Annotated in this window: 17 protein-coding genes; 7 read left to right on the top strand and 10 right to left on the bottom strand. The window is 57.5% G+C overall.

The window, feature by feature from the left end; all coding sequences use genetic code 11:
• Positions 1-51: 51 nt before the first annotated feature.
• The 4 genes from ACR0LN_RS20855 to ACR0LN_RS20840 all read right to left on the bottom strand — a co-directional run bounded on the left by ACR0LN_RS20855 (position 52) and on the right by ACR0LN_RS20840 (position 4,308).
• Positions 52-1,641, bottom strand: a complete 1,590-nt coding sequence (locus tag ACR0LN_RS20855; protein ID WP_480432423.1) for an ABC transporter permease — start codon at positions 1,639-1,641, stop codon at positions 52-54.
• Positions 1,634-2,671 (bottom strand): quaternary amine ABC transporter ATP-binding protein, encoded by a 1,038-nt coding sequence (locus ACR0LN_RS20850; protein WP_480432421.1) that lies wholly within the window; start codon positions 2,669-2,671, stop codon positions 1,634-1,636. Before ACR0LN_RS20850 ends, ACR0LN_RS20855 begins: the two co-directional genes overlap by 8 nt.
• Before the next feature lie 77 nt (positions 2,672-2,748).
• Positions 2,749-3,699: an ABC transporter substrate-binding protein gene (locus ACR0LN_RS20845; protein ID WP_480432420.1), complete on the bottom strand. Its 951-nt coding sequence runs from the start codon at positions 3,697-3,699 to the stop codon at positions 2,749-2,751.
• Positions 3,700-3,927: 228 nt separating this feature from the next.
• Positions 3,928-4,308, bottom strand: a complete 381-nt coding sequence (locus ACR0LN_RS20840) for a winged helix-turn-helix transcriptional regulator (protein ID WP_480432419.1) — start codon at positions 4,306-4,308, stop codon at positions 3,928-3,930.
• A gap of 124 nt (positions 4,309-4,432) precedes the next feature.
• Between ACR0LN_RS20840 and ACR0LN_RS20835 the strand changes: the two genes are divergently transcribed.
• The gene (locus tag ACR0LN_RS20835; protein WP_480432417.1) at positions 4,433-5,041 is read left to right on the top strand and encodes an NAD(P)H-dependent oxidoreductase; all 609 of its coding nucleotides are present in this window, start codon (positions 4,433-4,435) and stop codon (positions 5,039-5,041) included.
• Positions 5,028-5,747 (top strand): glutathione S-transferase family protein, encoded by a 720-nt coding sequence (locus tag ACR0LN_RS20830; RefSeq protein WP_480432416.1) that lies wholly within the window; start codon positions 5,028-5,030, stop codon positions 5,745-5,747. Before ACR0LN_RS20835 ends, ACR0LN_RS20830 begins: the two co-directional genes overlap by 14 nt.
• Before the next feature lie 60 nt (positions 5,748-5,807).
• Here ACR0LN_RS20830 and ACR0LN_RS20825 read toward each other — a convergent pair whose 3' ends face one another.
• Positions 5,808-6,644 (bottom strand): LysR family transcriptional regulator, encoded by an 837-nt coding sequence (locus tag ACR0LN_RS20825; RefSeq protein ID WP_480432414.1) that lies wholly within the window; start codon positions 6,642-6,644, stop codon positions 5,808-5,810.
• Positions 6,645-6,736: 92 nt separating this feature from the next.
• Here ACR0LN_RS20825 and ACR0LN_RS20820 point away from each other — a divergent pair, with 92 nt between their 5' ends.
• Complete coding sequence (locus ACR0LN_RS20820) at positions 6,737-7,732, top strand: quinone oxidoreductase family protein (RefSeq protein ID WP_480432413.1); 996 nt, start codon at positions 6,737-6,739, stop codon at positions 7,730-7,732.
• Between the two features lie 92 nt (positions 7,733-7,824).
• Here ACR0LN_RS20820 and ACR0LN_RS20815 read toward each other — a convergent pair whose 3' ends face one another.
• The gene (locus tag ACR0LN_RS20815) at positions 7,825-8,331 is read right to left on the bottom strand and encodes a hypothetical protein (RefSeq protein WP_480432411.1); all 507 of its coding nucleotides are present in this window, start codon (positions 8,329-8,331) and stop codon (positions 7,825-7,827) included.
• Between the two features lie 409 nt (positions 8,332-8,740).
• Positions 8,741-9,691 carry a GlxA family transcriptional regulator gene (locus ACR0LN_RS20810; protein WP_480432410.1) on the bottom strand — a complete coding sequence of 317 codons (951 nt, stop codon included), beginning with the start codon at positions 9,689-9,691 and terminating at the stop codon, positions 8,741-8,743.
• Positions 9,692-9,829: 138 nt separating this feature from the next.
• Here ACR0LN_RS20810 and ACR0LN_RS20805 point away from each other — a divergent pair, with 138 nt between their 5' ends.
• The 4 genes from ACR0LN_RS20805 to ACR0LN_RS20790 are packed head-to-tail and all read left to right on the top strand — an operon-like array spanning position 9,830 to position 14,304.
• On the top strand, positions 9,830-10,540 hold the full coding sequence (locus ACR0LN_RS20805; protein WP_480432409.1) for a GntR family transcriptional regulator: 711 nt from the start codon (positions 9,830-9,832) through the stop codon (positions 10,538-10,540).
• 7 nt (positions 10,541-10,547) lie between these two features.
• Positions 10,548-11,465, top strand: coding sequence for a dihydrodipicolinate synthase family protein (locus ACR0LN_RS20800; RefSeq protein WP_480432407.1), 918 nt, complete (start codon positions 10,548-10,550; stop codon positions 11,463-11,465).
• 5 nt (positions 11,466-11,470) lie between these two features.
• Positions 11,471-12,967 (top strand): aldehyde dehydrogenase, encoded by a 1,497-nt coding sequence (locus ACR0LN_RS20795; RefSeq protein WP_480432406.1) that lies wholly within the window; start codon positions 11,471-11,473, stop codon positions 12,965-12,967.
• The gene (locus ACR0LN_RS20790; RefSeq protein WP_480432404.1) at positions 12,964-14,304 is read left to right on the top strand and encodes an NAD(P)/FAD-dependent oxidoreductase; all 1,341 of its coding nucleotides are present in this window, start codon (positions 12,964-12,966) and stop codon (positions 14,302-14,304) included. The genes ACR0LN_RS20795 and ACR0LN_RS20790 overlap by 4 nt, the downstream gene beginning before the upstream one ends.
• 7 nt (positions 14,305-14,311) lie before the next feature.
• Here the strand turns inward: ACR0LN_RS20790 and ACR0LN_RS20785 are convergent, their stop codons facing one another.
• The 3 genes from ACR0LN_RS20785 to ACR0LN_RS20775 all read right to left on the bottom strand — a co-directional run bounded on the left by ACR0LN_RS20785 (position 14,312) and on the right by ACR0LN_RS20775 (position 17,392).
• Entirely contained in the window at positions 14,312-15,046 is a 735-nt protein-coding gene (locus ACR0LN_RS20785) for an SDR family NAD(P)-dependent oxidoreductase (RefSeq protein WP_480432402.1), read from the bottom strand.
• A complete protein-coding gene (locus tag ACR0LN_RS20780) occupies positions 15,043-15,774 on the bottom strand; it encodes an SDR family NAD(P)-dependent oxidoreductase (protein ID WP_480432401.1) in 732 nt (243 codons plus the stop codon). Before ACR0LN_RS20780 ends, ACR0LN_RS20785 begins: the two co-directional genes overlap by 4 nt.
• A gap of 70 nt (positions 15,775-15,844) precedes the next feature.
• Positions 15,845-17,392, bottom strand: coding sequence for a trimethylamine methyltransferase family protein (locus ACR0LN_RS20775; protein ID WP_480432400.1), 1,548 nt, complete (start codon positions 17,390-17,392; stop codon positions 15,845-15,847).
• Positions 17,393-17,583 lie beyond the last annotated feature (191 nt).

The following is a 17,583-nucleotide window of genomic DNA, read 5'->3' as shown; positions in this document are numbered from 1 at the left end:
TTCCCCCGCTCAAAGAAAAACGCCCCCGGCGGGAACCGGGGGCGTGCGCGTTCAGATTTTCTCGTCTTCTCGCCGGAAGGCACCCTGCACGATCCGGTCCATCACCATGGCTAGGAACAGGATGGCGAAACCGCCCAGAAGGCCCGGACCCTTGGCAGCGTATTGCAGCGCCTCAAGGATTTCCTTGCCCAGACCGCCACCGCCGATCAGCGAGATGATCACCACCATCGACAGACACATCAGAATGGTCTGGTTCACTCCGGTCATGATCGAAGGCAAGGCCAGCGGAATTTCCACATCCTTCAGCAATTGCCATTTCGACGCCCCGAAGGCGACCGCTGCCTCTTTGATACTGTCCGGCACACCGCGCATGCCCAGCGCGGTTAGGCGAATGACCGGCGGCATGCCAAAGATGATCGTGGCCAGAATACCCGGCGGGTTGCCGGTGCCAAAGAAGGCAATGATCGGGATCAGATAGACGAAGGCTGGTAGGGTTTGCATCAGGTCCAGCACCGGCTCAGCCGCGCGATAGGCACGCTTGGACTTGCCGAACCAGATACCCAGCGGGATACCGAACACAACGCACAGCAGCACCGCTGCACCAACCAATGCCACCGTCTCCATCGCCACATCCCAGTAGCCAAGCAGCGCGATATAGGCCAGCGACGAAGCCGTGAAGATCGCCACACGCGGGCCCGCCGCACGCCACGCGGTCACACAAATGACCAGCATCACAACCGGCCAGGGCGACCCGATCAGAGCCACCGTCAAAGCGTCCAGAACTGATCGGACACCGGCGACAATACCGTCAAACACATCGCCCCCTGCGGCGGCGGCGGCGTCGATCTGCGCCTCCATCCAACTGGCAAGGTTCGAGAAAATCGTTCCTTCGCCCTCACCCAGGATCATCGCTGATACCTGCTGTTCCGGGAAAGCATCCAGCAATGGAAGTGAGGCGTTCACGGTGAACTTATAAACGATCAGAGGTGCAATCGCGGCCACCAGCACGGCACCCAGCACCGTGTTGCGCGTGGACCGGCCACTTTCCGTGCTGGCCGGATCAATCCGCCATTTCGAGTACTGCTTTTCGTACACCCTGTCCGCGTAGAAGCCTTGCACCAGTTTGAATACCAGAAGCATCAGAAGGCCGGTGATCATGATCCCTGTCGCCTCGGCCTGCGCCGCTTGCGCCTGCGCAAAACTGTTGTCCGCCGCTTTCTGGATGTTTTCGGCCAGACGGTTGAACCGGTCGATATCGGCTTGTTCCGTAGCAGCCGCCGCCCGTTCCAACAGTTCGTTCGCGCGGGCTTGCTGACGCCCGGCGCGTTCGGCCAGGTCAGCACCGGGATTGCCCCAAGCCCCACGTCCGATCTGAACCCAGGCGATGATCTCCAGGATCAGGAAGGTCCAGAACATGCCCCAGATGGCGCGCGAGGCCGACCAGAACGGCCCCAACACTGCCGCCCATAGGTTGAATGTATTGGGAATCGGGCTGGTCGCATCGTGGATTTTGTGGAACGCGGTGACGTAGTAGTCGCCGCTCGGTCCCGCAAATTCGTGGATGGACTGGTCCAGCGCCTCACGGTCGACTTCGATGTCAGAGGCGGCTGTGACTTTCATTTCCATTGCTGCATCAGTCATTTTTGCCCCCCTGAATTCCGCGCAACAGGCGCGGCTTGGTCACAACGCCCACGTCAGCGCCTGCATCTGTTATGACGACCGGCATATCGGTGTTCACTGCAAGGTCGATCAACTGATCCAGATCCGCTCCCTCATCTGCACGCGGCGCACCGTCCAGCGGCCCCGAATAGCTGCCCATCGGCTCCATGATCGAATGTGCCTTGACCAGTTTCAGCTTCGAAATACCCTGAACGAACTCACGCACATAATCATCTGCCGGGTTCATAACGATGTCTTCCGGTGTGCCGATCTGCACGATCACCCCGTCCTTCATGATCGCAATCCGATGACCGATGCGGATGGCTTCGTCCAGATCGTGGGTGATGAACAGCGTGGTTTTCTGAAGCTGTGCCACCAGCGCCTTGAACTGATCCTGCAACTGCAGGCGGATCAACGGATCAAGGGCCGAGAACGGCTCGTCCATTAGCAGGATTTCCGGGTCTGATGCCAAAGCGCGAGCAATCCCCACACGCTGCTGCATACCACCGGACAATTCCTTGGGCAGGCGATCCTCGTAGCCCGTAAGGTCCACCAGACCCAGCGCGTGATCGGACACCGCCCAGCGCTTGGATTTCGACACTTTGCGAATTTCCAGCGGATAGGCCACGTTGTCCCGCACCGAGCGATGCGGCATCAACGCCATGTGCTGGAACACCATCCCGATTTGCTGCGCCCGGATGCGGCGCAACTCGGACTCAGAGATTTTGGACACGTCATGTCCCAGAATCTCGATCGTGCCCGATGTCGGTTCGATCAACCGGTTTACGTGTCGCACCAGCGTGGATTTGCCCGAACCCGACAGGCCCATGATGCAAAAAATCTCACCCCGAGGCACTTCGAAGGTGGCGCCCTGCACACCCACGACGCAATTAAATCTCTCAAGAACCTCGGGCTTTCCGATGCCCTCGTTCCGCACGGCGGTCATGGCTTCTTCGGCGCGCGCGCCAAAGATTTTCCAGACATCCGTCAATTTTACGACTGTTTCGGTCATACTTGTCCCTTTGATGCAGAACAGGCCGCCGGACATTTCCGACGGCCTGCCCGAGTTTCAGCTCTGGTCGGCGTCAATCACTGTGACATCCAGCCCAGAACAGCATCTTCGTTCGCGGTTACCCATTCTTCTGCGTAGGCCAGCGGCTCTTGGCCTTCGATGACCAGTGCATAGGTCATGGCTGACACGGCTTCGGTGTCCAGCTTCATGTTGGCCAGCATTTGGGCAACTTCAGGGAACTCATCCTCGAGGGATTTAGCATAATGCAGATGCAGATACGCCAGGTCCCAAGCCACGCCCGCCTCGGATTTCTCTAGCCAATCCGGGTCATCGGTGGGCTGCAGAACGTTCCACTTGGACGCGTCATAGGCAGGCTCTTCCAGAATCTGCATGTCATGCAACGCGAACACGTAATGCGGGGTGTAGCAGAACCCAACCCAAGGCTCACCCGCCTTGATCGCGTTGTCGAGGTTTGCATAGGCCACGGTCTCGTCGATCTCGGTCAGCTCCATCACCTGATCGTAACCATATGATTTGGCGCGTATTTTCTCAACATTGGTCGAGGCCCAACCCGGCGCGCCAATCCACACTTCGCCCTGACCGTCGCCATTGCTGTCAAACAGCGCGGCAATGTCGGGGTTGGTCAGGTCATCAATCGACCGGATATCGTTGGCATCGGCGGTTGCCTTGTCGACGCACATGCCCTGGAATGCCTCAACGCCGTTGGTGTTGAACGCGACGGTACCTTTGTCAGTGACATAGGTGTCATGCAAATTCTGCTGGTTTGGCATCCAGACTTCGGGATGCACGTGCATCGCACCGGAATCCATCGCCTCAAACACAATCGGGTTGGTGCCGTTCTGCAGCTCGACCTCAAGGCCGAGGTTCTGCTCAATCGCCACCTTCAGGATATGGGCTGTAGCGTTCACGGAAGGCCAGTTTGGCACCCCGATCACGATATCCGCAGCCATCGCCGGTCCGGCGATCGCCATTGATGCGCCTCCCAATAGCGTTGCAATTTTTTTCATCTGATATCTCCATGTTGGTCGTCTGTGGTGCTTGTTTTTTTCGGTTTTACCGTGGCGCACCTTTCAGGCAATTGTCGGCAAGCGAAGCTTCCCGAGCGATTGGCCAACGGCATGATACACCGGGTTGGCCAGAAAATTGAAACATGCCAGCACCCTACCCATCAAGAGGCAGGAGCCACAAACGCCTGTATGCGGAATTATCGTAGATCAGTTTTCTCTTTTTGCAAACTATGGCTGTTCGACGCCGGAAACGGACGCAGGTAAGGAATCTGTCCACTTTCGCAACTCGTCCAAAAACCCAAGTGCTGTCTGCCCCAGTTCTGTGATCGAGTATTCGACCGAAACCGGTGAAGTCTGCAGAACATTGCGCGCAACCAGACCCTGCGCCTCTAACTGACGCAGACGCTCTGTGATCATCTTCTTGCTGGCGCCTCCGATCAGGCGGGACAGATCATTGAAACGCGTCGGCCCATCTTTCAAGTGCCACAGGATCGATCCTGTCCATTTACCGCCTAAAATCCGCATTCCGCGTTCAATCGGGCAAGGCTCAAGACACGCATTCACAGCCCGTTTACGTCCGTTTTCGTCAGAATTGATTTGCGCACGCATCTAAGTTGCCCTCACAAAAATCCAGGTTACAAAAAGTATACTGGTTGCTTTTATAAACCGCAACCCACACCTTTTTGTCAGCCCCCACAAGTCATGTGGTGCGCTTCGGAACAAGGACACGGACATGAGCAAGTTTCTGATCGTAAACGGCACACAGCCCTATGATTCAGCCCCCGGAACCCTGAACGCCAGCCTGACGGAACTGGCGCACGATAGCCTGACCCGAATGGGTCACATGGTGCGCGTCACAAATGTTGCTGATGGCTATGACGTGAACACAGAAATAGACGCGCATTTGTGGGCAGACGTGATCATCATGCAGTTTCCAGTGAACTGGATGGGCGTTCCATGGGTATTCAAGAAATACATGGACGAAGTTTATACGTCTGCCATGGATGGTCGGTTTGCAAATGGCGATGGGCGAACCTCTGATGCACCCAAGGCGAACTATGGCATGGGTGGCAAACTGACTGATAAGAAATACATGCTTTCCGTAACGTTCAACGCACCAAAGGAGGCATTTGACAACTCAGCCGAGCCATTCTTTGCCGGTAGCAGTGTCGACGATCTACTGCGTCCGCTGCACTTGACGGCAAGATTTATAGCCCTGCAGCCCTTGCCCACCTTCGCGGCTTTTGACGTCATGAAGAACCCCAGTATCGAAGCCGATTTCGCCCGCTTTGAAACCCATTTGAAACACGCTTTTGCAGAGGTCGAACATGTCCCAGCCTGATATCCATCTCTATACCGCGGGTACGATGAACGGGTACAAGCCGGTCATTTTTTTGGAAGAGGCCGGCGTTCCCTATGATCTGACACACGTCAACTTCTCGAAGCAGGAGCAAAAAACGCCGGAATTTCTTGCGCTGAACCCCAATGGTAAAATCCCGACGATCGTGGATCGGTCCGAAGGTCGCGCAATTTTCGAAAGCGGCGCAATCCTGTGGCATCTAGCCGAAAAATACGGAAAATTCCTGCCCTCTGACCCAACCAAACGGTCAGAGGTGATGCAATGGATGATCTTTCAGATTGGCCATATTGGCCCAATGATGGGTCAGGCCATGTATTTCCAACACATCGCCGCCCCTAATGGCCATGTCGAGCCATTTTCGATCCGGCGCTATGTCGACGAAAGCCGCCGTTTGCTTGAAGTAATGGACGCTCGACTAAAGGGGCGGGAATGGATCGCCGCTGATGAATACACCATCGCCGACATGATGCTGTACCCTTGGGCACGCGCCTATGTCTGGGCGCGAGTCGATGTGGCTGATCTGCCCAACTTGCAGGCATGGTTCAATCGCATCGATGCACGCCCCGCCGTGCAAAAAGCGTTGACCATCCCAAAACCCAACCCGCATTTCTGGGACGCCGATGCAGATGCCAGCGCGTTTGCAAAAGAGAACGCAGCGCGATTTTCCGGGGATGTGAAAAAAGGATAGCATCGGAAATAGCTTAATACCCTTGCCCCGAAAGTGCCGCCCCGTGCCTCAATGTGGGCGTCACTTATCCGCCATGAAATCTATCAGTTTCCTGATGCGCGCAGGCAGCAGGCGACGGTCAGGATAGACGGCGAACATGTCGCGGATCATGGGGGTCGTGCCCGCAACCTCCAATGGCCGTAAGCCGCGCCCAAGCATGTCTGTCGGCAGCATGGCAACGCCTAGATCGCGACGGGCGGCCTCGGCCACCACATCAAGGTCAATCAACCTGTGAACAACATGCAGCGGCTGGACCAACTCGCCAGTTTCCAACACCCAAGGCTGACCGGCTGACAAGGCAGGCAATTCCAGCAAACGCTGCCGAGACAATCCATCTTGCAACTCGTGCTCGGCAATGAAAGCGCGCCCCGCGCAAAAGCAATAGGGTACCGTCCAAAGCCGCTTTGCCACCAGGCTTGAATCGCTCAGCGGGCCGAGGCGGAAAGCCAGGTCGATATTGTCCCGAAAGAAATCCAGCATTGTATTGGTCGTGGTCAGATCAATCTGAATCTCAGGATTCTGCGCGGCAAATTCCAATAGACGCGGGCCAATGGTCGTACGCGCGGCCAGTGGTGGGGCGGTGATGCGGATCGTGTGATGTCTGGTGTCTTCTGCAAAACCAGCGACACCTTGCAACGCCTCTATCGGCTCCTGACAGCGATCCAAAAGCCGCCTCCCCTCTTCCGTCAGCCGCACCTGACGGGTGGTGCGCTCGAACAATTTAGCACCTAGATGCTCTTCCAATTCGGCCACTCGGCGGCTGACACGGCTAAGCGGGATGTTCAAATGCTCGGCCGCGTCCGAAAAGCTGAGGTATCTTGCGACGGCGGTAAAAAGAGCGAGATCATTGTATATCATTATCTTATTTTTGGGATTATTACTCTCATTATCAACTATTATCTCCATTGGTCGGCATTGATAGCTTCTTAGCAACACAAAGGAGATACCCAATGCCTTACGCCATCGAAATCACCAAAACCGGCGCGCCAAACGTTCTGCGCCATGCAGAACGCAGCGCTCCGCAACCAGATGCCGGAGAAATCCTGATCCGCAACCAAGCCGGTGCCGTGAACTTTATCGACACAATCATCCGCCGTGGTGAGATGCCCGAGGGTATGATGCCCGAATTGCCGCATGTGCCGGGGGTCGAGGGCGCAGGCGTGGTCGAAGCCATCGGTGCGAATGTCGAGGGTTTCATGGTCGGAGATCGGGTTGCATGGATGGGGCCGATTGGCGCGGGCGGCTATGGCAGTCACTCCGTCATTGGTGCATCCTACGTCACGCGGATTGCAGATAATATTAACTTTGATCTGGCTGCCGCGCTTCCGGTAAACGCGATGACCGCTTATCACATGCTGGTTAACCTCGGCGGAGCAGCGCCAGGTAAATCAGTGCTGGTCCACGCAGCCGCAGGCGGTGTCGGAACCATGATCCAGCACATCGCCAAACATATGGGCATGACGGTGATTGCCTCGGCCAGCACAGGCAAGGTCGACTACGCACGCGCGCAAGGCGCGGACTACGTAATCGACTACCGTTCGGAAGATGTCGTCGCCCGCGTGATGGAAATAACCAACGGGCGCGGCGTCGATCTGTCTTTGAATCCGATTTCGGGTGACAGTCTGAAATCGGATCTAGAAGCACTGGCCCCACTTGGCACTGTTGTGTTGTTCGGCTTTCTGGCCGGCCCCCCTGCAGGTACCTTTGGTGAAGACCTCGCCAAGCATTTCCAAAAGTCCGTCGCGGTGCGTGTCAGCGACATCTATACCTACTTCACCAACCGCCCCAAAGCATTCAACCGTGATTTGGCGACTGTTTTTGAATTACTCGGACAGGGCGTCTTACGGCCGCAGATCACCACTTTGCCCATCACCGAAGCTTCCGAAGCTCATCGACGCCTGGAAGCAGGAGAAACGACGGGCAAGCTGGTACTGAATATCAACTGAAACGGTTGACCCTGCCAATTGATCGCCGTCTGTTCCGCGCAGAAATCCACGCTATTATCACCGGGGAGAAATCCCCGGTGAATGTCAGGCAATCAGTTGATCCGAGACGAAGCAGCCATTGCACCGGCCAGCGCGTTCTTGATCTCGCTGGGGAAATCCCGGCCTTTTTCATGCAACCCAGCGGCAACCCACCCCACGGTGTGCCCCCGGCTTCCTATGTCATTCGCCCGCACCAGCGCCGGAGACGTGTGCTCGATGCTGACCAGAGCCATTGACCGCTCGATTTCGCTTTCGGTCAGAACCATTTTCACCGCACTGAAGATGTCTACGGAAACCTGTAAAGTCTGATGCTCTAGCCGATGGGCAGCATCGGTCAAAAGGCGCGTGCAAAAGGCCGACAAGAAATACCACCGAAAGATGGAAAACACGCGATCTTGCAATTCGCCGCGAACCAATGCGTCTTCAGTGGCCACATTTGAAATACGCTCGAAAGCGGCCTCAGCAGCTTGGGATGCCTGGCATATTTGCTGCTCGCGCTTGGCTATTGAGATTACGCGCGGCGCAAATACCGCTGCGGCTTCGTGGGATTCCAAATTCATACGGATCCTCCAAGACTAACTCCTGATGAGGACATAGAAACCCTTAAAGAAATTCTGTTGCGATTTAACGCCATTTTTCGCAGAAAACGTCCCTTCGTTGGCGAAACAAAAATGTCATAAATGGGTTTTTAACGCAAACAAAAGTGGCATGACGAGCGCAAATCTTGACATCGCCTTTGATAAATCGCGCACCTGGAAATAAGGCAGCGCCTGCGATTTAGGCCAAAAGATACATACCTCTGACACGTTCTTGTAATAGTTATGCCCCTTTCGTCGCATACTAATACTTAATCCTGCTGATCAGTTTACGAGTTTGAATTTAACGAGGGGGTACGAGCGGGAACAGGGGGTGAGCGCATGATCACCCGGGCTCGCCAATGGTCAGAGCAGCTCCCCCCGCCGTTTACGGTCAGTCAATCTTGCTTTTCTGTGCATGCGGCGTGACGCCAAAGCTGGAGCGATAGACGCGCGAAAAATGACCGGGGCTTTCGAAACCGCACGCCATGGCCACTTCGGTCACGGACGCTTCGGTCTGAAGCAACAATTTCTGGGCGCGCTCCAGACGAAGTTCCATAAAATACTTCTTGGGTGAAGTGTTCAGATACTTCCCGAACAGCCGCTCAAGCTGTCGTGTAGATATACCCAGATCCTCGGCGATCTGCGACGGCGACACAGGTGCTTCGATACAGTCCCGCATTATATGGATTGCGTTGGCCAAATGCGCATTTCGCATGCCATTTCGCGACTGTAGTGAAACACGCTGCTTGGCGGTGGCATTGCGCACGGCATTGTAAACCATCTGGTCGGCGACCGCGATGGCCAGTTCTTCACCATGATCCTGCCCGATCAGATGCAGCATCAGGTCAGCCGTAGCAGTACCACCAGAGGCCGTAATGTGTTTCTCATCGGCCACGAAGACGCTTCGGACAAGGTTCACCTCTGGGAAGGCCTCCATGAACGCATCATGGTATTCCCAATGAATTGCGGCCTGCATTCCGTCCAGAAATCCCGCCTCGGCCAAGATCCAAGCACCTGAGCACAGCGCACCTATGGCCGTTCCCCTTGCCCGCTCGCGGCGCAGGGTGGCCAGCAACGACCGCGTGACGTGGTTTCGCATATGGATGCCAGAAAGAACAAACACCAGGTCGGTTTTCGGCAGGACATCCAAGCCGCCATGGACCAAAGTCACTGATCCGTTTGAACACACTGCCTGTTCGCCATGTTCGGACAGGAAGGTCCATTCATAGAGGTCTTCGCCACTGACCAGGTTCGCGATTCGAAGCGGCTCGACCGCGCAGGAGAAGGCGAGGTGTGAAAATTCCTCGATCAGGATGAATGTTATGTGGCGCGTTTGGCGCATTGGTGCCCCGTTCAGCTTGGCGTGGTCGATGTTCTATGCTGCACGATTTTTTTCTGTATACAAGTTGTATTTTTTCAGAATACATTCCGCGCAGCAAAGATTTGTCGTGATTCGCGCAGGCACAAAGGGAGAGGCAAGATGAAAGACGATGCCAAGTCTCGCAAAGCCGAGTTGATGGAGCACCTCAAAGTGTCGATCCTGACCCTCCGCCTGCAACCCGGCACCGATCTGGACGAAGCGCATCTGTCCGATGCGTTTGGTCTGTCGCGCACCCCACTGCGCGAGGTGTTCCGACAACTGGCTGGCGAAGGCTATCTGGATCTGCGCACCAACCGCAGCGCGCGGGTATCCGAGATGTCCTATACCACGCTACGTGATTTCTTTCTTGCTGCCCCGATGGTCTATGCTGCCGTGCTGCGTCTGGCCGCACAGAACGCCACGCGCCCCCAAATTGACGCGCTGAAAGAGGCACAGCAGGCATTCAAGGCTGCGCTGCGCTCGGGCTCCGCCGAAGAGTCTGCGCTGGCCAACAACCGCTTTCACGATGTGACCGGAGAGATGTCTGGCAATGTTTACCTGCTGCCTTCATTCAACCGGTTGCTCATTGATCACGCTCGGATCGGGATGACTTTTTATCGCCCCCAATCCGCTGAAATGACCGAAAACCTGTCAGAGGCCAGCAACCAGCACGACGCCATCATCGCCGCCATCGAGGCGGGCGATGAGGCGGCTGCTGCGCAGCTGGCCGAGGACCACTGGAACCTGTCACGCGATCAGATCGAACTGTTCGTGATGCCTGACGCGCTGGACATCCCTTTGGGTGTCTCGCCGATATCGAAACCTGCATGAGGACGGAATGAACCCTATTTTCAAGTTTGAGGGGATTTATACCCCCGTGGTGACCCCTTATCACGACGATGGCAGCGTGAATTGGGACGCCCTGTCCGACGTGATCGAATACCTGATCGAGAATGGCGTACACGGCCTTATCTCGGGTGGGTCGACCGGTGAAAACTATGCCCAGACCGTCGAAGAACGGCTGGAGCTAGCCAAATTTACGCATGAGCGGCTGAAGGGGCGTTTGCCCTTGGTCGTTGGGACCGGAGCGATGCTGACGCCGGATTCGATAGCGTTGGCCTCGGGCGCGCGCGAAATCAGTGCGGACTCGATCCTGCTGGCCAGCCCGCCCTATTCGGTGCCCACCGACCGGGAAAACGCACTGAACGCGCTGGCAATCGACAAGGCTGCTGACTTGCCGGTGATGCTGTACAACTATCCACACCGCACCGGTACGATGATGAATGAGGAATTCCTCGACCGTGTGGGCCGCAGCCGCAACTTCTGCGGCATCAAGGAAAGCTCGGGCGATATCAACCGGGTACACCTGCTGGCGCGGGACTATCCGCATATCCAATTGGGCTGTGGAATGGATGATCAGGCGCTGGAATTCTTCGCCTGGGGCGCACCCTTCTGGGTCTGCGGCGGGTCGAACTTCCTGCCAGCCGAACACGTGGCGCTGTACAACGCTTGTGTAATCGAGGGGAACTTCGTCAAGGGCCGCCGCATCATGAACGCGATGATGCCGCTGATGCGGGTGTTGGAACAGGGCGGCAAGTTTATTCAGACCATCAAGCATGGCGTGACCATGAACGGGATCGACGCGGGTGTGATGCGGCCTCCGCTGAAGGGTCTTAATAAGGATGACAAACGCGCGCTGGAACAAGTTACACGCGTGCTCAAGAAAACAATCGCTGACGTCGTGGCCGAAGGGTAAGAGACATGGATCTGCTGACACAGGACGAATACAAATCCATCGCTGCGGGCCTGACCCTGCCGAACGGGGCCTATATCGACGGCGCATGCCGCCCGGCGATCTCGGGTGAGACGTTCGAAACCGTGAACCCGGCCACCGGCGAAAAGCTGGCCGACATCGCGTCTTGCGGTGCAGAAGATGTGGACTTTGCAGTTGAAAAGGCGCGCGAGGCGTTTGACGACGGCCGTTGGTCGAAGATGCACCCGTCCGAGCGTAAGGACGTTCTGATCCGGCTGTGCAAGCTGATCACCCGCAATGCGCGCGAACTGGCGGTTATGGAAAGCATCGACAGCGGCAAGCCCATCTTTGATTGCGAAACCGTGGACGTGGCCGAGACCATCCACTGCCTGAAATGGCATGCCGAGGCGATCGACAAGATCTATGATCAGGTGGCCCCTGCAAGCGATGATCACATCGCCATGGTGGTGCGCGAACCGATCGGCGTGGTCGGTCTGGTTCTGCCGTGGAACTTCCCGCTGCTGATGGTGGCGTGGAAGATCGGACCGGCGCTGGCGGCGGGATGCTCGGTGGTTCTGAAACCGGCCGAAGAAACATCTCTGACTGCGCTGCGTCTGGCGGAACTGGCGACCGAAGCCGGTCTGCCGCGCGGCGTTCTGAACGTTGTGCCCGGTGGCGGTGCCGCTGTGGGTGAGCCCATCGGTCGGCATATGGATGTCGACCTTGTGTCGTTCACCGGCTCGACCGTGACCGGCAAGCGGTTCCTGACCTATTCCGGCGAAAGCAACGCCAAGGAAGTCGTGCTTGAGATGGGCGGCAAGAACCCTGCCATCGTTCTGGACGACGCAGAAAACCTGGACCGCGTGGCGGCCCATGTGGTCAATGGGGCGTTCTGGAACATGGGCGAGAACTGCTCTGCCTCGTCCCGTCTGATCGTGCACAAGGACGTCAAGGCCGAACTGCTGGAGCGCATCGCCCATCACACCAAGCAGTGGAATGTCGGCGACCCGCTGAACCCGGAAACCCGCATGGGCGCTTTGGTCAGCGAGCGGCATTTTGACAAGGTCTGCGGCTATCTGGATCAGGCTGAAAACCCTGTGATCGGCGGCAAGGCGGATAACGGTTTCGTCGAGGCCACGGTTGTCGAAGTCCCGGGCAACGACTCGGTGCTGGCGCGGGAAGAGATCTTTGGCCCGGTGCTGTCGGTGATCGAGGTGTCCGGTTTTGACGAAGCAATCAAAATCGCCAATGACACGGAATACGGCCTGTGCGCCTCGATCTTTACGGCCAATGGCAAGCGCGCCATTCGTGGTGCGCGGGCGCTGCGGGCGGGAACCGTGACGGTGAACAGCTTTGGCGAAGGCGACATCAGCACCCCCTTTGGCGGCTTCAAACAATCGGGCTTTGGCGGGCGCGACAACTCGATCCACGCACATGACCAGTACACCCAGTTGAAAACCATCTGGATCGATCTGGCTGACGACGCTGACGAGGCCGTCGATTGACGGCCTACACCGCAAAACGCCTGCCACGGCAGACAGGTGCGGCGGGGTGGAATGCCATTCTGCCGCCGCAACAGGCTTTATCCGAGCTGACCGAGGATCACACCGCTGATGTCACCATCATCGGCGGCGGTTTTGCCGGCCTATCCGCGGCGCGGCGACTTTGGCAATTGGACCCAAGCCTTAAGATCACTCTGCTGGAAGCCAATCGGTTTGCCGAGGGTTCGGCCGGGCGCAACTCGGGCTTCATGATCGACTTGCCGCACGATCTGTCCTCGGACAATTATGCAGGTTCCGGTTTGGACGCGGACCGGGCTGCGATTGCGCTGAACCGAAAGGCCATCGCGTTTGCTTCTGATCTCGCAACCGAGTGCGATCTACCGCAGGAAATGTTCGACCCTTGCGGTAAATTCAATGCGGCCGCGACCCGGGCGGGCGATCAGCACAATCACGACTTCGCCGCTCATCTTGAACGACTGGGAGAGCCGCATACGCTGTATGATCGGCAGCACATGCAGGAGATAACCGGCAGCCCGCATTACACGTCAGGCCTTTATGCACCGGGTACGGTCATGATCCAGCCTGCCGCCTATGTCCGAGCACTGTCGTCGCGGCTGTCAGACGACATCGGTGTTTTCGAAAATTCCCCCGTTACTGGTTTTGAACGTCAGGGCGCTGGCTGGGTGGTCAAGACGGCCAAGGCCAAAGTGATTACCGGACGCATCATTCTGGCCAATAACGGCCATCTGGAAAGCTTTGGCTTCTATCAGCGTCGGCTGATGCATATCTGCCTCTATGCCTCGATGACTGAACCGCTGACGCCCGAGCAGATCAAAACGATGGGTGGTCAGCCGCGCTGGTCCGTGACACCGGCAGACCCTATGGGCACGTCGGTGCGGCGCATTTCGGGCAGCTATGGGGATCGCATCCTGATCCGTACATGTTCCAGCTTCAACCCGACGCTTGAGACCAGCCAGATGCGGTTGCGCAATGCAGGATGGGTGCACGATCGTAAGTTCCGCGAACGGTTCCCGCATCTGCCCGATGTGCGGATGGAACACCGTTGGGCCGGAATGCTGTGCCTCAGCCGCAACGGCTCTGCCGCGTTTGGAGAACTGGACAACGGGGTCTATTCCGCCTGCTGTCAGAATGGTTTGGGTATCGCCCGAGGCACGTTGCAGGGCATGGGCATTGCTGAACTGGTGGCGCAGGGCGGGTCCGATGTCGCCGATCACTTCCTGACACAACCAATGCCGCCGCGCCTTCCGCCCGAACCTTTGGCTTCGCTGGGCGCGAACAGCTATCTGATCTGGAAAGAATGGCGATCAGGTAAGGAATGAGCCTGCCTTATGGCAGGCTCAACTTAGCCATCCGGCCACCATCAACGGTGTAAATCTGCCCAGTGACAAAGCTTGCGTCGTCCGAGGCAAGAAAGGCAACCAACGCAGCAACCTCTTCCGGGGCCCCAGTTCGGGCCACAGGGTGGATACGCTTTATGTCTTCCTGAAATGCCTCTGGGTCCGGCATCGAGGCGATGAAGTCCAGGTTCAGCTCGGTATCAATCCAACCCGGGGCAACGGCGTTGCAACGAATGCCGTCAACCCCGTGATCCACAGCTACCGCGCGGGTCAGACCATGCAATCCGGCTTTGGACGCGCAATAGGCCGCGTGTCCGGGATTACTGCCCAGCCCTTCAATGGATCCGATATTTACAATTGCTCCGTTGGTCTGACGAAGATGGGGCAGTGCTGCTTGGATCAGCAGGAAGGGTGCGGTGAGATTTACCGTGAGATTGCGCTGCCAGTCGTCCAGGCTCATATCCTCGATCGAGGCTTCCTGCATCATGCCTGCATTATTGATCAGGATGTCCAATTGCCCTGCCCGGTCAACGACCTGATCGACCACGGATTGCAGACCGCCAGAAGCGCTAAAATCGACCTCGATACCCTCAAATTCGGGATCAGCCCCTCGCTGGGCGGTAAACACCCGCGCGCCATCATCGCGAAGCCGCCGCGCAATGGCGAGACCGATACCGCTGCGCCCACCGGTGACAAGCGCAGTTTTGCCGTCAAATCTGGTCATGATACGGGCTTTCCTCCATTCACCTCCAGCAATGCCCCGCAGATATAGCGTGACGCGTCCGAGACCAGAAACATGACCACATCAGCGATATCCTCGGGTTCGGCGATGCGCCCCAACGGCACAGTATGGCCCAACTCGGCAACGGCAGAATCGGGATCGAACCCCCGCTTTTCGAAGCCAGAGCGCAGCATCGGCGTGTTGACCTCATTCGGACAGACGGCATTGATGCGGATACCCTGGTGGGCGTGGTCCATGCCCATACACTGGGTCAGGGATGCAATCGCTGCTTTGGTCATGCAATAAACCGCATGGTTCGGGCCGGGCCGCAACCCCCAGCACGAGGCCGTGTTAACAATCGCGCCGCCGCCCGCTGAGGCCATAATTGGGATCGCTGCGCGACAGATGCGGAATGGTGCCTCGACATTGACACCCAGCGACAGAGACCAGTCCTGATCCGACGTCTCAGTGACCGCACCGCGCGAAATAACGCCAGCGTTGTTGATCACAATGTCTAACCCTCCCAAAGCATCTGCTGCGGCCTGGGGCAGCGCGTCCGTATACGCACCGTCTAGCAGATCACCAGGCAGATGGGCGTCCGCTTCGATTCCGTCGACCGTCCGGTCGGCAACCGCAACCCGCGCCCCAGCCTGTCGCAGGCGCTGCACAATCGAGGCTCCGATCCCGCCCGCGGCTCCGGTCACGAGTGCTGTTTTACCAATTAGTTCCATCGATCCTCCGATAGGGATTCAAAAAGCCCGCCCAGTGGACTGGGCGGGTGAGTTGCGGGAAAAAAATGCTTTAGTAGCTTTGGTTCAGCTCGTCGGCGGCAGGAATTTCTCGTTCCCGCCGCGCAATGTAGTCCAGCAAGGCTTCGTTCTTGGCTTCATCCAGTTTCGGTTCCTGATATTCCGCCAGCAAAGACCTGGCCCGGTTCAGGGCGCGTTCGGTGATCTCGACACTGCCCTCGGCCTGCCATTGTTCGATCGAGTTATTGTCGAACAGTTCGGGCATGAAGAACGCGTTCTGAAAGTTGTCCTGCGTATGCGGGTGGCCCAGATAATGCCCGCCCGGGCCAACGTCCGGCACCGCCGCAAGGGCCTGATCGAAATCATGCCACTTCGGCCCTTCGGCCATGCGATAGGCCATGGCACATTGTTCGGCATCGACGATGAACTTGGCGACGGAACAGTGCATCCCGGCCTCGTTCCAACCTGCGCTGTGCCAGATATAGTTGGCCCCGGCGTGGACAACGGCTTGCAGCGTGGTGGCGGATTCGTATCCGGCCTGTGCGTCGAATGTCTTGGCCCCGCCCAAAGTGTTCGAGGTGCGCCACGGCACTCCGTAGTACCGCGCCATCTGACCAATCATGAAGTTCATCAGGCTGATCTCGGGCGTACCCGCCATCGGAGCGCCGGACTTCATCGACACGGTCGACAGGTAGTGACCATAGATCGCAGGCGCACCCTTGCGAATGACCTGAGTGTAGGCCAGCGCGCTCAGCGCCTCGGCGTTTAGCTGCGCTACAGTGGCGGGGACAGATGCGGGGGTGTTGGCACCGCCCAGCACGAAGGGAGAGCACAGAACAGGCTGCTTGCGGCGGCAGAAGGCCCGCATCGCGCCCAGCATGGTTTCGTCCCAGACCAACGGTGAGTTGCCATTGCAGTTACCGGTCGTGACGGGGTGATCCTCAAGATATTCCTCACCGAACAGGATCGCGCACATATCCATCACATCCTCGGCGTTCTTGGGGCTGGTGGTCATACCCATGAACGTCTTGTCCGAGTGTTTCATCGACGAGTAAGTGATGCGCAGATGCCGCTGGCTGATCGGGTGATCATAAGGTTCGACAATGTGGTGGGCCGAGGAATGCAGCGCGGGCATCATGTGGCTCAGCTTGTGGAACATCGCCAAGTCGTCCAGCGTTGGATTGCGCCGCACATCATCCAAATCGCGCAGGAACGGCGCACCGGTCATGGGCACAAAGATCGAGTGCTTTCCACCCAACCGCACGTTCTTTTTGGGATCGCGCGCGTGATAGGTGAAATCGCTTGGAATCGTAGCGATCAGCTCGCGCACCAACCCCCGGTCCAGATAGACCAATTCGCCTTCAACTTTCGCGCCGACTTTCTTCCAGTCTTCCAGCGCGATGGGGTCGCGGAATTGGACGCCGACATTTTCCAGAATGTCCATCGAGGCGTTGTCGATGCGTTCAACCTGCGCGCTGTCCATTACCTCGCACAGGGGGATGCCGCGGGTCAGTCCAGGCAACATTTCAAAGTTCGGTGCAGTTCGCAGGGCGCGGCGTGCCGAGCGTCCACCAGCGCGGGACGCGGTTCGGATGTTCATAGGCAATCCTCCAATCTTGTATTCCAAACTGGGGGATTCGCGGTCATTGCACCTCACTGAATGCGATATCTGTTTGCAGGAAGCGACCCCTGCTTAAAACGAAAAACGCCGCCCCTGTTGGGGCGGCGCTGATGTTTGGATTGAGGCGTGCTTATTCCGCGGCCTGCGTTGCGACGCCGTGCTTGTCGCGC

The organism is Ruegeria sp. AA6 (genome assembly GCF_056542865.1).
This window is presented reverse-complemented; position numbering and strand designations above follow the sequence as displayed.